Annotated in this window: 12 protein-coding genes; 5 read left to right on the top strand and 7 right to left on the bottom strand. The window is 54.2% G+C overall.

The annotated features are described in order from the left end of the window. Window positions 1–160: 160 nt before the first annotated feature. Entirely contained in the window at window positions 161–2497 is a 2337-nt protein-coding gene (gene arcB, locus ACFX4U_RS09295; RefSeq protein ID WP_305734878.1) for an aerobic respiration two-component sensor histidine kinase ArcB, read from the bottom strand. Window positions 2498–2598: 101 nt separating this feature from the next. Then, window positions 2599–3525 (bottom strand): TIGR01212 family radical SAM protein, encoded by a 927-nt coding sequence (locus tag ACFX4U_RS09290; RefSeq protein WP_313510498.1) that lies wholly within the window; start codon window positions 3523–3525, stop codon window positions 2599–2601. Window positions 3526–4195: 670 nt separating this feature from the next. Here ACFX4U_RS09290 and gltB point away from each other — a divergent pair. Continuing rightward, window positions 4196–8656: a glutamate synthase large subunit gene (gene gltB, locus ACFX4U_RS09285; protein WP_349350401.1), complete on the top strand. Its 4461-nt coding sequence runs from the start codon at window positions 4196–4198 to the stop codon at window positions 8654–8656. A 9-nt stretch (window positions 8657–8665) separates the two neighbouring features. Further along, entirely contained in the window at window positions 8666–10084 is a 1419-nt protein-coding gene (locus ACFX4U_RS09280) for a glutamate synthase small subunit (protein ID WP_200552365.1), read from the top strand. Between the two features lie 96 nt (window positions 10085–10180). Here ACFX4U_RS09280 and sspB read toward each other — a convergent pair whose 3' ends face one another. The 5 genes from sspB to zapE all read right to left on the bottom strand — a co-directional run bounded on the left by sspB (window position 10181) and on the right by zapE (window position 13860). After that, window positions 10181–10684 carry a ClpXP protease specificity-enhancing factor gene (gene sspB, locus ACFX4U_RS09275; protein ID WP_313511161.1) on the bottom strand — a complete coding sequence of 168 codons (504 nt, stop codon included), beginning with the start codon at window positions 10682–10684 and terminating at the stop codon, window positions 10181–10183. 4 nt (window positions 10685–10688) lie between these two features. Next, window positions 10689–11327, bottom strand: a complete 639-nt coding sequence (gene sspA / locus ACFX4U_RS09270; protein ID WP_017457310.1) for a stringent starvation protein SspA — start codon at window positions 11325–11327, stop codon at window positions 10689–10691. A 313-nt stretch (window positions 11328–11640) separates the two neighbouring features. After that, window positions 11641–12033: a 30S ribosomal protein S9 gene (gene rpsI / locus ACFX4U_RS09265; RefSeq protein ID WP_000829818.1), complete on the bottom strand. Its 393-nt coding sequence runs from the start codon at window positions 12031–12033 to the stop codon at window positions 11641–11643. 15 nt (window positions 12034–12048) lie between these two features. Further along, entirely contained in the window at window positions 12049–12477 is a 429-nt protein-coding gene (rplM, locus tag ACFX4U_RS09260) for a 50S ribosomal protein L13 (RefSeq protein ID WP_004868222.1), read from the bottom strand. 255 nt (window positions 12478–12732) lie between these two features. Continuing rightward, window positions 12733–13860: a cell division protein ZapE gene (gene zapE / locus ACFX4U_RS09255; protein ID WP_313509269.1), complete on the bottom strand. Its 1128-nt coding sequence runs from the start codon at window positions 13858–13860 to the stop codon at window positions 12733–12735. A gap of 189 nt (window positions 13861–14049) precedes the next feature. On the opposite strand from zapE, the gene zapG reads away from it, so the two are divergent. The 3 genes from zapG to degS all read left to right on the top strand — a co-directional run bounded on the left by zapG (window position 14050) and on the right by degS (window position 17154). Further along, window positions 14050–14448 (top strand): Z-ring associated protein ZapG, encoded by a 399-nt coding sequence (gene zapG / locus ACFX4U_RS09250; RefSeq protein ID WP_017457307.1) that lies wholly within the window; start codon window positions 14050–14052, stop codon window positions 14446–14448. 169 nt (window positions 14449–14617) lie between these two features. After that, window positions 14618–15994: a serine endoprotease DegQ gene (gene degQ, locus ACFX4U_RS09245; RefSeq protein ID WP_175273262.1), complete on the top strand. Its 1377-nt coding sequence runs from the start codon at window positions 14618–14620 to the stop codon at window positions 15992–15994. Window positions 15995–16086: 92 nt separating this feature from the next. After that, the gene (gene degS / locus ACFX4U_RS09240) at window positions 16087–17154 is read left to right on the top strand and encodes an outer membrane-stress sensor serine endopeptidase DegS (RefSeq protein ID WP_313509275.1); all 1068 of its coding nucleotides are present in this window, start codon (window positions 16087–16089) and stop codon (window positions 17152–17154) included. Window positions 17155–17157 lie beyond the last annotated feature (3 nt).

Raw genomic sequence — 17157 nt, 5'->3', positions numbered from 1 at the left:
TGATTGATGTAACAAATCATTTAAGATTTGCTATCTTATGTGCGTGTGGTCGAATTTTTTCAGGCTACGCCCTTGCAAAAAATAACAATAACTCAATTACGGCGCAGCCACGATTTCCCTGGTGTTGGCGCAGTATTCGCGCACCCCGGTTAATCCGGGGTCATTTTTTTCCAGCGTCCGCCACCCAGGCTTTTAACACCGCCACATCGTTGCGCCACTCCTGCTTCATCTCTTCCACCCAGTCGCCAACATTGTCCCACCAGGCAGGAAGATCGGGAGACTGAATCTGCTGGCCAAGCTGTTGCAGATGGCGCAGCCCGACAGAACCTGCGGCGCCTTTAATTTTATGGCCCTCTTCCACAATTCCTTTTTGGTCGCGCGCGGTCAGGTTTGATTCAAGCACGCTCAAATAGCCCGGCATCATTTTTTCAAATACGTCCAGCCCGTCAGTGATCAATTTCGGCCCGACCAGCTCGATATACTGCTCAAGCATGGCGGTATCAAGCAGCGTTTGTACTTTACTGTTGTCCATGGTTGTCACTGGCTCCTCCTCACTTTCACTCGCGTCCCAGAACTTTTTAATCATGGCAGTTAATGCCGGGACTGCCAGCGGTTTGCTTAATACATCATCCATGCCCGCATCGAGGTATTCCTGTTTATCTTTCAGCACGTTGGCGGTAAGCGCCACCAGCGGCGGTAAATCCTCACGCGCGTAACGGCGGGTCAACTCTCGCGAAATATCCAGCCCGGTCATATCCGGCAACTGAATATCCAGCAACACCAAATCGTATTCACCCGGCGTGAACATCTCCAGCGCAGCAGTGCCGGTCATGGCGACATCCACGCTGCTGCCCAGTTTTTCCAGCACCGAGCGCGCGACAATCACGTTCAGCTCGATATCTTCCACCAGCAGCACATGCAACGCCGGAAGCGGCATATCATCATCTTCAAACGCGTCTTCAACTTCTTCCGCCACAGCCGGAGCGTGAATGGTCAAGGTAAATATCGAACCCGCCCCAGGCTCACTGCTGACGGTAATGTCGCCGCCCATGTTCTTCGCCAGGCGGCGCGAAACGGCCAGGCCAATGCCGGTTCCTGTCGCCGGTTTACCGCCGTGGCTATCTTTCACCTGGTAATACATGGCGAAAATTTTATCCTGCTCATCGCGGGGAATACCGATCCCGGAATCCTGCACTTCAAAGTGCAGCATATCGCCTTCGTCATAACGCACACGCACCACGACCTGCCCTTCACGGGTAAATTTGACCGCGTTGCTGATAAGGTTCCACAGGATCTGGCGCAAACGCGTACCGTCCGTAACCACCTGATGCGGCAGCGGCAACGTTGGATCAAGGACAAAGCGCAACCCTTTCTGGTGCGCCTGCAGGGCAGAGAGGTTTTCCAGATCGGCCAGGAAACTGGTGAAATCAAGCGGTTGATTATCCAACTGGACTTTGCGCCGCTCCATCTTATCCATGTCGATAATATCGTTGAAAATATTGCCGAGCGTTACGGCAGAGACATGGATAGTTTTCAGGTATTTTTCCTGCTCTTGCGTTAAATCGGTATCCAGCAGAATACGGCTTAACCCAACAATGCCATTCAGCGGCGTACGCAGCTCGTGGCTGATGGTGGAAATAAAGGTGGTTTTATCCCGGCTGGCGCGCTCCAGCGCGTCCTGGTAGCGTTTACGCTCGGTGATATCGCGACCAAAGCCCATCAGCCCATGGCGTTTACCGACGCGATCGTAATACGGGACTTTGCGGATCTCGAAACAGGCTTTGCGGCCGTCCGGGTAATCCAGCCACTGTTCGTAGGTTAAAGAGACGTTGTGACGGAAAACTTTTTCGTCGGTCTCGATCACTTTTTCTGCTGCTTCCGGCGAGTAAACGTCCTGCGGTTTGAGGTGAATAAGCTGTTTCTCGCTCTTACCGGTCAGCAGCTCCATCGCCCGGTTACAGCCGGAGAACTCTTTGTCTTCATTGCGATAGAACACCAGATCCGGCGAGGCGTCGAGGAAGGAACGCAGAAAAGAAGATTGCTGTTCGAGCTGGATTTGCGTCTGCTCACGCTCCTGCATCTCTATTTTGAGTTTTTCAAAGGTTTCCTGGCGCTCAGCTTCCGCTTTCTCGCGATCGCTGATCTCCTGGTTAAGCTTGGCAATATTATCTTTCAACTGCACATTGAGCTTCAGGTCGCGATCGCGCATCTCTTCCAGTTTCTCAACCAGCCGCGACAAACGCTGGCGCGACTCTTCGAGCTGCTCAACCACCACTGATAAGAAATAGACAGCCCATGGCGTGATCAGCAAGCCAAAAAAGATGGAGCGGATAACATCAATGCTCTCCACTTGCCCCTGCAACACCATGGTAACAGCCATCTGCACCACGATTGCCAGCACCACTAACGCCAAAGCAAGCAGCATGGAAAAACGCACCAGACCCAGCTTCATCATCAGGTCGACGTAATATTGCGCCAGTAAACGGATTTGCTTCATAGAGATTTCCTCGAACAATTCCGCTCAATAATACTCAATTCTGAGCAAGGCGTTGAAGCTTGTGCGAAAAATGCAGAGGTGATTAGCGTTTCGCGATGAGATCAGATAGGTAATTGCCAGCAACACCCCAGCGCAGAACCTTGCCCGCCCTGCTCTTTGAGGTAGCGATCCAGCTCGACCATTCCCGTCCAGCGGTTTTCACACCACAGCGGGGCAAGCAACGTCGGGCGGCGTGCGCTGGCGGAAACTCGGTGGAAAATCACCTCCGGCGGCGTATGGCGAATCATTTCTCCGGCAATCACGGTGTACTCTTCCAGTTCTATTCCATTCAGGCGCCCCGCTTCCCACGCCTTCGCCATAATGCTGCCTTTCACGATATGTAAAGGATGTAACTTGATGCCGTCGACGCCGGTCTCTACAACGCGCTGTATCGTCTCCAGGCACTCCACGTGGCGCTCGCCGGGTAATCCGACGATAAGATGAGCGCAGACTTTCAGGCCGCGTTCGCGGGCTTGCTGCGTCGTGTGTTGATAACAGGCGAAGTCGTGCCCACGATTGATACGATGCAACGTTTTATCATGCGCGGTCTGCAAACCCAGCTCCAGCCACACTTCATAACCTTGCTCGCGGTATTCACACAACAAATCCAGCACGGCTTCCGGTACGCAGTCCGGGCGTGTTCCCACACACAAGCCGACAATATTCGCCTGGCTGACCGCCTGCTGGTACATCGCGCGCAGCACCTGCACTTCTGCCCAGGTGCTGGTGTACGCCTGAAAATAGGCGAGATAACGCCGGGCGCGGTTCACCAACTGCGCCTGGTGAGCAAGCTGTGCGGCAATGGATTGATGCTGCTGCGCTTCATCGGCAAAAGAGGCGACATTACAGAAAGTGCAACCGCCGCGACCAATGGTGCCATCACGGTTAGGACAGCTAAATCCGCCATGCAATGTCAGTTTATGGACTTTTTCGCCATAGCGGCGGGCAAGATCCCCACCAAACATATTGACTAATTTCTGTAACTGCATAATCTGAGAGGCCGCCCGAATAAAAGGGCGTAGCCTGCCACTTTTAGCTTTCGTCGGCGATGACCTGGATCAATCGCCCTGGAAGGCTTTTATTCATTGCATAATCAGTCAATATAATCGCAATTTCATTCATCCTAAAGACGATTACTTTTCCTTATGTCGCTGCGTTATTTTGCAGAAATACTATCACGCGTGAAAAACAGTGCGTTCATGCAACTCTGCCGCGCATATCAGAATAAAAATCTGCCATTAAAACCCTACTCAGAATAGAACATCAGAAACAGCGCTTTTAGATAGTGAGTCAGATCACACTCTGCTGCCGCTTAGTAGCGCGTTCATTGAATGTAAAACTCCTTAAATAATTTTAATTATCAATGAGATAAACACTGTTTAGCACATTTTTGTATAAATAAGCTCGGCATTTGACCTGTGTACGGATTCCCGATAACTTGGGAATCCGCTGGAAGCTTTCTGGATGAGCAGTCTGCTCATCATATTTATGCAGTAATTGAGATTCCCTCTTAAGCAAGTCCTCAACACTTGTGTATCGATGCGAAAAGGAAATTAAAGAGGGCGACATGCGAGGCAATTGCCCCGTCGCCATGCTCTTTTTGTGCCTGTGCGTAACGTTCTGGAGGGGCTCTCGTAGAGCCTGGGGAGGTTCACTGATATGTTGTACGATAAATCTCTTGAGAGAGATAACTGTGGTTTCGGCCTGATCGCCCACATAGAAGGCGAACCTAGCCACAAGGTAGTGCGTACCGCTATTCACGCACTGGCCCGAATGCAGCACCGCGGCGCGATCCTCGCCGATGGTAAAACCGGTGACGGTTGTGGCCTGCTGCTGCAAAAACCCGATCGTTTTTTCCGTATCGTTGCGGAAGAACGCGGCTGGCGCTTAGCCAAAAACTACGCCGTTGGTATGTTGTTCCTGAACCAGGATCCCGAAAAAGCCAGCGCGTCGCGCCGTATTGTAGAAGAAGAACTTCAACGTGAAACCCTGTCGATTGTCGGCTGGCGCGATGTGCCAACCAACGAAGGGGTACTCGGTGAAATCGCCCTCTCCTCGCTGCCTCGTATTGAGCAAATTTTTGTTAACGCCCCTGCGGGCTGGCGTCCGCGCGATATGGAGCGCCGTCTGTTTATCGCCCGTCGCCGCATCGAAAAGCGCCTGCAGGAAGATAAAGAGTTCTACGTATGTAGCCTCTCGAATCTGGTGAACATCTATAAAGGTCTGTGTATGCCGGCGGATCTGCCGCGCTTCTACCTGGATCTGGCGGATCTGCGTCTTGAATCAGCCATTTGCCTGTTCCACCAACGCTTCTCCACCAACACCGTACCGCGCTGGCCGCTGGCACAACCATTCCGCTACCTGGCACATAACGGAGAAATCAACACCATTACCGGTAACCGCCAATGGGCGCGTGCACGTACTTACAAATTCCAGACGCCGTTGATCCCCGATCTGCATGATGCCGCGCCATTCGTCAACGAAACCGGCTCCGACTCCAGTTCCATGGATAACATGCTCGAACTGCTGCTGGCAGGCGGGATGGATATTGTGCGCGCCATGCGTTTACTGGTGCCGCCAGCATGGCAGAACAACCCGGAGATGGATCCGGATCTGCGCAGCTTCTTTGACTTTAACTCCATGCATATGGAGCCGTGGGACGGCCCGGCGGGCATCGTGATGTCCGATGGGCGTTTCGCCGCATGTAACCTCGACCGCAACGGCCTGCGCCCGGCGCGCTATGTCATCACCAAAGACAAGCTGATCACCTGCGCCTCTGAAGTGGGGATTTGGGATTACCAGCCGGATGAAGTGGTCGAAAAAGGCCGTGTAGGCCCTGGCGAGCTGATGGTTATCGATACTCGCGGCGGGCGCATTCTGCACTCCGCCGAAACCGATGACGATCTAAAAAGCCGCCACCCGTACAAAGAGTGGATGGAGAAAAACGTCCGCCGCCTGGTGCCATTCGAAGATCTGCCGGATGAAGAAGTCGGCACGCGCGAAATGGACGATGACCTGCTGACAAGCTACCAGAAACAGTTTAATTACAGCTTCGAAGAGCTCGATTCAGTGATTCGTGTGCTGGGCGAAAACGGCCAGGAAGCGGTCGGCTCAATGGGCGATGACACGCCATTTGCCGTGCTCTCCAGCCAGCCGCGCATCATTTATGACTACTTCCGCCAGCAGTTCGCGCAGGTTACCAACCCGCCTATCGATCCGCTGCGTGAAGCGCACGTGATGTCGTTGGCGACCAGCATTGGCCGCGAGATGAATGTCTTCTGCGAAGCGGAAGGCCAGGCGCACCGTTTGAGCTTTAAATCGCCGATCCTGCTGTTCTCTGATTTCAAACAGCTGACGACGATGAAAGAGGAACACTACCGCGCCGATACGCTCGATATCACTTTCGATGTCACCGAAACCACGCTGGAAGAAACCATCAAAGCGCTGTGCGATAAAGCCGAGCAGATGGTGCGTAACGGCACGGTTCTGCTGGTGCTCTCTGACCGTAATATCGCCAAAAACCGTCTGCCAGTGCCGGCACCGATGGCCGTTGGCGCGATTCAGACCCGCCTGGTGGATAAGAGCCTACGCTGCGACGCCAACATTATTGTTGAAACCGCAAGCGCGCGTGATCCGCACCACTTCGCGGTGCTGCTGGGCTTCGGCGCGACGGCAATCTACCCGTATCTGGCTTATGAAACGCTGGCGAAACTGGTGGACAGCAAAGCCATCGAGAAAAATTACCGCACGGTGATGCTGAACTACCGTAACGGCATCAACAAAGGGCTGTATAAGATCATGTCCAAAATGGGCATTTCAACTATCGCCTCTTACCGCTGTTCAAAACTGTTTGAAGCCGTCGGCCTGCACGATGACGTCTCCGGGCTGTGCTTCCAGGGCGTGGTCAGCCGTATCGGCGGAGCCGGATTTGCTGACTTCCAGCAGGATCTGCTGAACCTCTCAAAACGCGCATGGCTGGCGCGTAAGCCGCTGGAGCAAGGCGGTTTGCTGAAATATGTCCACGGCGGTGAGTACCATGCGTACAACCCGGATGTGGTGCGCACGCTGCAACAAGCGGTACAAAGCGGCGAATACAGCGATTATCAGCAATACGCGAAGCTGGTGAACGAGCGCCCGGCGGCAACGCTGCGCGATCTGCTGGCGATTACGCCGAATGGCGAAGCGGTGAGCCTGAAAGATGTTGAACCGGCGACGGAGCTGTTTAAACGCTTCGATACTGCGGCAATGTCCATCGGCGCACTGAGCCCGGAAGCGCACGAAGCGCTGGCGGAAGCGATGAACAGCCTCGGCGGCTTCTCCAACTCCGGTGAAGGCGGCGAAGATCCGGCGCGTTACGGCACCAATAAAGTGTCGCGCATTAAACAGGTGGCCTCTGGTCGTTTCGGCGTCACGCCTGCGTACCTGGTCAATGCGGATGTTATTCAGATCAAAGTGGCTCAGGGGGCAAAACCGGGCGAAGGCGGTCAGTTACCGGGTGATAAAGTCACGCCGTACATCGCTAAACTGCGTTATTCCGTGCCTGGCGTTACGCTGATCTCTCCGCCGCCACACCACGATATTTACTCAATTGAGGATCTGGCGCAGCTGATTTTCGACCTGAAACAGGTCAACCCGAAAGCGATGATCTCCGTCAAACTGGTTTCCGAACCGGGCGTTGGCACTATCGCGACCGGCGTGGCGAAAGCCTACGCTGACCTTATCACTATCGCCGGTTATGACGGTGGTACCGGCGCAAGCCCGCTCTCTTCGGTGAAATATGCCGGTTGTCCGTGGGAGCTTGGCCTGGTAGAAACCCAACAGGCGCTGGTGGCTAATGGCCTGCGTCATAAAATCCGTTTGCAGGTGGATGGCGGTCTGAAAACCGGCCAGGACATTATCAAAGCGGCGATTCTGGGTGCGGAAAGCTTTGGTTTCGGTACCGGCCCGATGGTGGCGCTGGGCTGTAAATATCTGCGAATTTGTCACCTGAACAACTGCGCGACGGGTGTTGCAACCCAGGATGAAAAGCTGCGTAAAAACCATTATCACGGTCTGCCGTTCAAAGTGACTAACTACTTTGAATTTATCGCCCGTGAAACCCGCGAGCTGATGGCGCAACTGGGCGTGAAACGTCTGGTGGATTTGATTGGCCGCACCGATCTGCTCAAAGAGCTGGATGGCTTTACCGCCAAGCAGCAAAAACTGGATCTGTCGAAACTGCTGGAGACGGCAGAACCGCATCCGGGCAAAGCGCTGTACTGCACCGAGCACAACCCGCCGTTTGATAATGGCGTGCTAAATGCGCAGTTGCTGCAACAGGCGAAACCGTTTGTCGATGAGAAGCAGAGCAAAACCTTCTGGTTCGATATTCGCAATACCGACCGCTCCGTCGGCGCGTTGTTATCAGGTTATATCGCGCAATCACATGGCGACCAGGGGCTGGCGGCAGATCCGATCAAAGCGCACTTTAGCGGCACCGCAGGCCAGAGCTTCGGCGTCTGGAACGCAGGTGGCGTTGAGCTGTATCTGACGGGCGACGCCAACGACTACGTGGGTAAAGGTATGGCTGGCGGCTTGCTGGCGGTACGTCCACCGGTTGGTTCTGCTTTCCGCAGCCACGAAGCGAGCATTATTGGTAACACCTGCCTGTATGGCGCAACCGGCGGTCGTCTGTACGCTGCAGGCCGTGCGGGCGAGCGTTTCGCGGTACGTAACTCCGGCGCTATCACCGTGGTGGAAGGTATCGGCGATAACGGCTGTGAATACATGACCGGCGGCATCGTCTGCGTGTTAGGTAGAACCGGCGTTAACTTTGGTGCGGGGATGACAGGCGGCTTCGCCTATGTGCTGGATGAAGATGGTGAATTCCGTAAACGCGTGAACCCGGAGCTGGTGGAAGTGCTGAGCGTCGATGACCTCGCCATCCATGAAGAGCATCTGCGCGGTCTTATCACCGAGCATGTGCAGCATACCGGTTCGCAGCGCGGCGAAGAGATCCTGGCGAACTGGCCAGCCTTCTCCAGCAAATTCGCGCTGGTTAAGCCGAAGTCCAGCGATGTGAAAGCACTGTTGGGTCACCGTAGTCGTAGCGCAGCAGAGCTGCGTGTGCAGGCGCAGTAAGGGGTAGCAATGAGTCAGAACGTATACCAGTTTATCGACTTGCAGCGCGTTGATCCGCCGAAAAAAGCGCTGAAGATCCGTAAAATTGAATTTGTTGAAATCTATGAGCCGTTTTCAGAAGGCCAGGCCAAAGCACAGGCGGATCGCTGCCTCTCCTGCGGCAACCCTTACTGTGAGTGGAAATGCCCGGTCCATAACTACATCCCGAACTGGCTGAAACTGGCAAATGAGGGGCGTATTTTTGAAGCGGCTGAGCTGTCGCATCAGACCAACACCCTGCCGGAAGTGTGTGGCCGCGTTTGCCCACAAGATCGGTTGTGTGAAGGCTCCTGTACGCTAAACGACGAGTTTGGCGCTGTAACCATCGGCAACATTGAACGCTATATCAATGATAAAGCGTTCGAAATGGGCTGGCGCCCGGATTTGACCGGCGTGAAACAGACCGATAAACGCGTGGCGATTATTGGTGCAGGCCCGGCAGGCCTGGCCTGTGCCGATGTACTGACCCGTAACGGCGTGAAAGCGGTGGTGTTCGATCGTCACCCGGAGATCGGCGGCCTGCTGACCTTCGGTATTCCGGCCTTTAAGCTGGAAAAAGAGGTGATGACCCGTCGTCGTGAAATTTTCACCGGCATGGGTATTGAGTTCAAACTCAACACCGAAGTGGGTCGCGACGTGCAGATTGACGAGCTGCTGCAAGAGTACGATGCGGTGTTCCTTGGCGTCGGGACTTATCAGTCGATGCGCGGCGGGCTGGAAAATGAAGACGCAAACGGCGTATTCGATGCACTGCCGTTCCTCATCGCCAACACCAAGCAGATTATGGGCTTCGGTGAAACGCCGGAAGAACCGTATGTCAGCATGGAAGGCAAACGTGTTGTGGTGCTTGGCGGTGGCGATACCGCGATGGACTGTGTGCGTACGTCAGTGCGCCAGGGCGCGACGCACGTTATCTGTGCCTATCGCCGTGACGAAGAGAACATGCCAGGTTCGAAACGCGAAGTGAAAAACGCGCGTGAAGAAGGCGTCGAATTCCAGTTTAACGTGCAGCCGCTGGGCGTTGAAATCAATGCCAACGGTAAAGTATGTGGCGTGAAGATGGCACGCACCGAAATGGGCGCGCCGGATGCAAAAGGCCGTCGTCGTGCGGAAATTGTTGCCGGTTCTGAACATGTGGTTCCGGCCGACGCGGTTGTCATGGCGTTTGGTTTCCGCCCGCACAGCATGGAGTGGCTGGCGAAACACAGCGTTGAGCTGGATTCGCAGGGCCGTGTGATTGCGCCAGAAGGCAGCGAAAATGCGTTCCAGACCAGCAATCCAAAAATCTTTGCTGGTGGCGATATCGTGCGTGGCTCCGATTTGGTGGTAACGGCGATTGCCGAAGGCCGTAAGGCGGCAGACGGCATCCTGAACTACCTCGAAGTGTAATATCCATGTAGCGACCAAAAAGGAGGCTTCGGCCTCCTTTTTTATGCGCATTTTTAACGCAAAAAAAAGCAGAACCGTCAGGTTCTGCTTTCCTGGTTACTTCACCACACGCAGCGATGGACGCCCACCGCGCGGCGGCGGATCGTCATCAGGGCTGTTATCGTGATCTTCTTCGTGATCGGGTTTATCACCGTCGATAACCGACATCACCGTCTCGTTTTCCTGCGCAGAAGTATTGTCGTCATCGTTCAGGCTGACGACCTCTTCATCGTACGCGGCTTCCGGTTCAAACATCGTTCCGGCACCGTTTTCACGGGCATAAACCGCCAGCACGGCAGCCATTGGCACCTCAACCTGACGCGGAACGCCGCCGAAGCGCGCGTTAAAACGCACTTCGTCATTCGCCAGTTCCAGGTTGCCGACCGCACGCGGCGCAATGTTCAACACGATTTGCCCGTCACGCGCATACTCCATCGGCACGCGTACGCCCGGCAACGTCACATCAACAACCAGATGCGGCGTAAGCTGGTTATCCAGCAGCCATTCGTAGAAGGCCCGCAGTAAATACGGACGGCGTGGAGACAGTTGTGACAAATCCATTCAATTAACCCCGGCCCAGGCGCATTTCGCGCTCGGCTTCTGTCAGAGAGGCAAGGAAGGAATCACGTTCGAAAACGCGCGTCATATACCCTTTCAGCTCTTTCGCACCGGCACCGCTCAGTTCGATACCCAGTACCGGCAGACGCCACAGCAGCGGTGCGAGGTAGCAGTCAACCAGGCTGAACTCGTCGTTCAGGAAGTAAGGTTTCTGGGTGAACAGCGGGCCAATCGCCAACAGCTCTTCACGCAGCTGTTTACGCGCCGCATCCGCCTGTGCGCCACTGCTGTTCTGGATGGTATTCATCAGCGAATACCAGTCCTTCTCAATACGATGCATGTACAGACGGCTCTCACCGCGCGCCACCGGGTAAACCGGCATTAACGGCGGGTGCGGGAAACGCTCGTCCAGATATTCCATAATGATGCGTGATTCCCACAGGGTGAGTTCACGATCTACAAGTGTCGGTACGCTTTGATTCGGGTTGAGGTCAATCAGATCCTGAGGAGGATTATCCTTTTCCACGTGCTCAATTTCGAAGCTGACACCTTTTTCGGCCAGCACGATACGGACCTGATGGCTATAGATGTCCACAGGACCAGAAAACAGCGTCATTACCGAACGTTTGTTGGCAGCGACAGCCATGAAAACCTCCAGGTATATATTCAGAATTTACTGCTACCGGACTTAATCGACCGGTCAGATGTTGAGTTAACTACCCGCGCGTACTGTCACTCTCGTTGTAAGGCAAACAAAAAATGAACAATCCCAGCCATTTGGGCAGAAAATTGGATGATAGTTTACCAGATTTTGCGGGCTTTGTGGTGAGGGGATTCTGGAAATGCTGAAAAAGAAGAGATAATCAATGGATTGCTGTGGATAACACGATCTTTATCCATAAAAAAACCCGGTTCGCACCGGGTTTTTTCGCCAATCGTTCTGCCGAAGCAGAAACCAATTAACGTTTGGAGAACTGCGGACGACGACGTGCTTTGCGCAGACCGACTTTTTTACGTTCAACCTGACGCGCGTCACGAGTGACGAAGCCAGCTTTACGCAGTTCGGAACGCAGGGACTCGTCGTACTCCATCAGAGCGCGGGTGATACCGTGACGGATCGCACCAGCCTGACCGGAGATACCACCACCTTTAACGGTGATGTACAGGTCCAATTTTTCAACCATGTCGACCAGTTCCAACGGCTGACGAACTACCATGCGGGCAGTTTCACGACCAAAGTACTGTTCCAGCGAACGCTGGTTGATTACGATTTTACCGTTGCCCGGTTTGATAAACACGCGAGCGGCGGAGCTTTTGCGGCGACCAGTGCCGTAGTATTGATTTTCAGCCATTGCCTATAATCCCGATTAGATGTCAAGAACTTGCGGTTGCTGTGCCGCGTGGTTGTGCTCGTTGCCAGCGTAAACTTTCAGCTTACGGTACATAGCACGACCCAGCGGGCCTTTTGGCAGCATGCCTTTAACCGCGATTTCAATCACACGCTCAGGACGGCGAGCAATCATCTCTTCAAAGGTCGCTTCTTTGATACCACCGATGTGGCCGGTGTGATGGTAATACATTTTGTCTTCGCGCTTGTTGCCGGTTACAGCAACTTTTTCTGCGTTCAGAACGATGATGTAATCACCCGTATCAACGTGCGGAGTGTATTCCGCTTTATGCTTACCGCGCAGGCGACGAGCCAGTTCGGAAGCCAGACGGCCCAGAGTTTTACCGGTCGCGTCAACAACATACCAGTCGCGTTTTACGGTTTCTGGTTTAGCTGTAAAAGTTTTCATTAAAAGCTTACCCAAATAATTAGTTACACGTTGGTGAACACCCAAACGTTTAGTCAGTTGAGGTTCACACGACATTGTCCAGCAAACCTACCCCTTCGAATAGCCTATGCCGGCGCAGAGAAAGTTTCGGGAAAAAAACCTTCTTGTAACGTGGGGTCGCAGGATTATAGAGAAGTCGGGGTCAAAGATCGACCCCTTTTCGTGATTTGACGCAGGTTTTGTCGCCCTCTGGCAATAAATGAAGGCAAGGCCGCCTCAGGGCATATGCGCGCGTTTCAGATATTCTTCGCTCTGCATCTCTTGCAAACGAGATAAACAACGCTGGAACTCAAACTTCAGCCGCTCCCCCTGGTAAATGTCATGCAACGCTGCCGCGGCGCTAACCACCAGCTTCACGTGGCGCTCGTAGAATTCATCCACCAGCGCGATAAACCGGCGCGCTTCGCTCTCCATCAGCGGCGTCATCACCGGCACATCAAATAACATCACCGTATGAAAGAGCCGTGAAAGCGCAATGTAGTCATGCTGGCTGCGGGCATCCACGCAGAGGGTAGAAAACGACACCGCCAGCGTCTGGTTTTCCACACCCAGCGTGGGTAATGGTCGATGATTAATCTCTAATTCCGGTGCGTTTTGTCGTGCCGCACCCGCCAACGCCAGCCACAATTTGTCCATCTGCTGAGCGGTACTGGCATCTAACGGCGTTAACCACAGGTGCGCCTGCGTCAGTGTCCGCAGGCGGTAATCCACACCCGCGTCGACATTCATGATGTCGCAAAACTGCTTAATAGCGTCGATGGCAGGTAAAAACCGCGCCCGCTGTAAACCGTTACGGTACAGCTCATCCGGCGGAATATTCGATGTCGCTACCAGCGTGATACCGCGCGCGAACAGCGCTTTCATCAGCCCGCCAAGCAGCATTGCATCGGTGATATCCGACACAAAAAATTCGTCAAAGCACAACACATCGGTTTCGGCTTTAAAGCGGTCAGCCACGATTTCCAGCGGATCGCTTTGCCCCTGTAGCGAAGTCAGCTCTTCATGGACACGCAGCATAAAGCGGTGAAAGTGCAGACGCTGTTTACGCTCGCCGGGCAGGCTTTGATAGAACATGTCCATCAGCCAGGTTTTCCCCCGCCCGACGCCGCCCCACATATAGAGACCACGCACAGGTGCGGCTTCTTTAAGCTCACGTTTGCCGAGCAACTTGCCAAACTTCGCCATCAAACCGCCACTTTGCGGCGCGGCGGGTGCGCTGCGGTTAATTAATGCCTGGTAAATGGCATCCAGCCGCGAGACGGCTTCTTTTTGCACATCATCCGGTTGATGACTACCCTCGTTCAGGGCATTTAAATATCGCGATGTTGGGGAAAGGCTCTGCATGGTGTTGTTGTTATTCCTTGAAAATCGATCCGCCCCCACAGGGTTGACGAAAAAAAGGCCGTTCTACACTACGCGATGCTGCGTCAGGATTCCACTTCTGCACGATTAGCGGTTATAGTGGCACAATCAGGCGCAGGCAGGAGCTTGCAGCCCACACCCTACGGAATCAAAAAACAACGGGAGAAGTTCATGACCTGGGAATATGCGCTAATTGGGTTGGTTGTCGGCATTATTATTGGTGCCGTGGGTATGCGTTTCGGAAACCGCAAATTGCGCCAACAACAGGCCTTGCAGTACGAGCTGGAAAAAAACAAAGCGGAACTCGAAGAGTACCGCGAAGAGCTGGTAAGCCACTTTGCCCGCAGCGCTGAGCTGCTGGATAACATGGCGCACGATTACCGCCAGCTTTATCAGCATATGGCGAAAAGTTCGTCCAGCCTGCTGCCGGAAATGTCCGCGGAAGAGAACCCGTTCCGCAACCGTCTGGCCGAGTCCGAAGCCAGCAACGATCAGGCGCCGGTGCAGATCCCGCGCGACTATTCTGAAGGTGCTTCCGGCCTGCTGCGCGGCGGCGCCAGCCGTAAGTAATCGAACACATCTTAAATATTTGCGGGCGCGCTCCTTGCGCCCGTCCCTTCTTGCACATCACAGCTATTATTTAGTCATTCACCTCATTGTTACCCGGTTGAAATTTCAATAACATCAAACTGTTTTGGGGCGTCATTCCTTCCACTTCAGGTTACGAGAGCCAGCATCAATGAAGAAACAAACCCAGCTGTTGAGTGCATTTGCGTTAAGTGTCGGGTTAACTCTCTCGGCACCCTTTCAGACCTTTGCGGCCATGCCGTCACAAGTCCCTGGTCAGGGAGCATTACCCAGCCTCGCGCCGGTGCTGGAAAAAGTTCTGCCGGCGGTTGTCAGCGTGCAGGTAGAAGGTACGGCGGTACAAGGCCAGAAAGTCCCTGAAGAACTGAAAAAATATTTCGGCGAAGAGATGCCGGATCAACCACAGCAGCAACCGCAGCCGTTCGAAGGCCTTGGCTCCGGGGTGATTATCGACGCCGCCAAAGGTTACGTGCTGACCAATAACCACGTGATTAACCAGGCACAAAAAATCAACGTACAGTTGAATGATGGACGTGAATTCGAAGCCAAATTGATTGGCGGGGACGATCAGAGCGACATCGCGCTGCTGCAATTACAAAATGCGAGCAATCTGACGCAAATTGCCATCGCCGATTCCGATCAACTGCGCGTCGGTGATTTCGTTATTGCCGTCGGCAACCCCTTCGGCCTGGGACAAACCGCCACGTCCGGGATTGTTTCTGCGCTGGGTCGCAGCGGCCTGAACCTTGAAGGGCTGGAAAACTTTATCCAGACCGATGCTTCCATTAACCGTGGCAACTCCGGCGGCGCGCTGCTCAACCTGAACGGCGAACTTATCGGTATTAACACGGCGATACTCGCACCGGGCGGCGGTAGCGTCGGCATCGGCTTTGCGATTCCAAGCAACATGGCGCAAACCCTCTCTCGCCAGTTGATTCAGTTTGGTGAAATCAAACGCGGCCTGCTGGGCATTAAAGGCACCGAAATGAGCGCGGATATCGCCAAAGCCTTTAACCTGAACGTGCAGCGAGGCGCATTTGTCAGTGAAGTGCTGCCGAATTCGGGTTCGGCGAAAGCAGGGATCAAATCGGGTGATGTGATTGTTAGCCTGAACGGTAAGCCGTTGAGCAGCTTCGCTGAACTGCGTTCACGTATTGCGACCACCGAACCGGGTGCCAAAGTGAAACTGGGCCTGTTACGCGATGGCAAACCACTGGATGTCGAAGTGACGCTTGATAAAAGCACCTCATCTTCCGCCAGCGCCGAGCTGATCTCCCCGTCGCTGCAAGGCGCGGAGCTGAGCGATGGTCAGTTGAAAGATGGCACCAAAGGCATCACCGTTGGTAATGTGGAAAAAGGCAGCGCCGCTGCGCAGGCTGGCCTGCACAAAGATGATGTGATCATTGGCGTGAACCGCGATCGTGTACAGTCGATTGCGGAAATGCGCAAAGTGCTGGAAGCGAAACCTTCCGTTATGGCACTGCATATCGTGCGGGGCAACGACAGTATCTATCTGCTGCTGCGCTAAGTCATTCTGCCGCCGGACATCACCGCCCGCGTGTGATGTCCGGATAACTCATGTTATGCTGCTGCCGTTCTCCTTTTAATGACTATCCCATCATGTATGTGAAGCTTTTGCGTTCCGTGGCAATCGGTTTGGTCGTCGGTGGTCTGATCATCGCCGCCATGCCTTCGCTGCGTAAAAACATTCCGCTCGCGACGCCGCAAATCGACAGCGCCGATGAAACGCCTGCCAGCTATAACCCGGCAGTTCGTCGCGCAGCGCCTGCAGTCGTGAACGTCTATAACCGTAGCCTGAATAGCTCCACCCATGATCGCCTCGAAATTCGTACGCTCGGTTCCGGCGTCATCATGGATCAACGCGGCTATATCATCACCAACAAGCATGTGATCAACGATGCGGACCAAATCATTGTCGCGCTGCAGGATGGTCGGGTGTTTGAAGCGTTACTGGTGGGCTCGGATACGTTGACCGATCTGGCGGTATTGAAGATTAATGCGAACGGCGGCTTGCCAGTGATCCCCATCAATACAAAGCGCACGCCGCATATCGGCGATGTGGTGCTGGCGATCGGCAACCCGTATAACCTTGGTCAAACAACGACTCAGGGAATTATCAGCGCCACAGGTCGTATTGGTTTGAATCCCAGCGGGCGACAAAACTTTTTGCAGACCGACGCGTCCATTAACCACGGTAACTCCGGCGGTGCGCTGGTGAATTCGCTGGGCGAACTGATGGGTATCAACACCCTGTCGTTTGATAAAAGTAATGACGGCGAAACGCCGGAAGGCATCGGGTTCGCCATTCCCTTCCAACTGGCGGCCAAAATCATGGATAAGTTGATCCGCGATGGCCGCGTGATCCGTGGCTATATCGGCATTGGCGGCCGGGAGATCGCGCCGTTGCATACTCAGGGCGGCGGTATCGATCCGATCCAGGGGATTGTTGTCAACGAAGTTTCGCCGGATGGTCCGGCGGCGCGCGCGGGGATTCAGGTCAATGATGTGATCACCTCGGTGAACGGAAAACCGGCTGTTTCCGCCCTCGAAACCATGGATCAAGTGGCAGAAATCCGTCCTGGCTCGGAAATTCCGGTCGAGGTCATGCGCGACGACAAGAAACTCACCTTCAAGGTCACGATTCAGGAATACCCGGCGACCAACTGAGTG

It is taken from the genome of Kosakonia sp. YIM B13588, from assembly GCF_042788165.1.
GTDB classification, from domain to species: domain Bacteria; phylum Pseudomonadota; class Gammaproteobacteria; order Enterobacterales; family Enterobacteriaceae; genus Kosakonia; species Kosakonia sacchari.
Note: the sequence above shows the minus strand (reverse complement) of the source record. Positions and strands in the feature narration are given on the sequence as shown.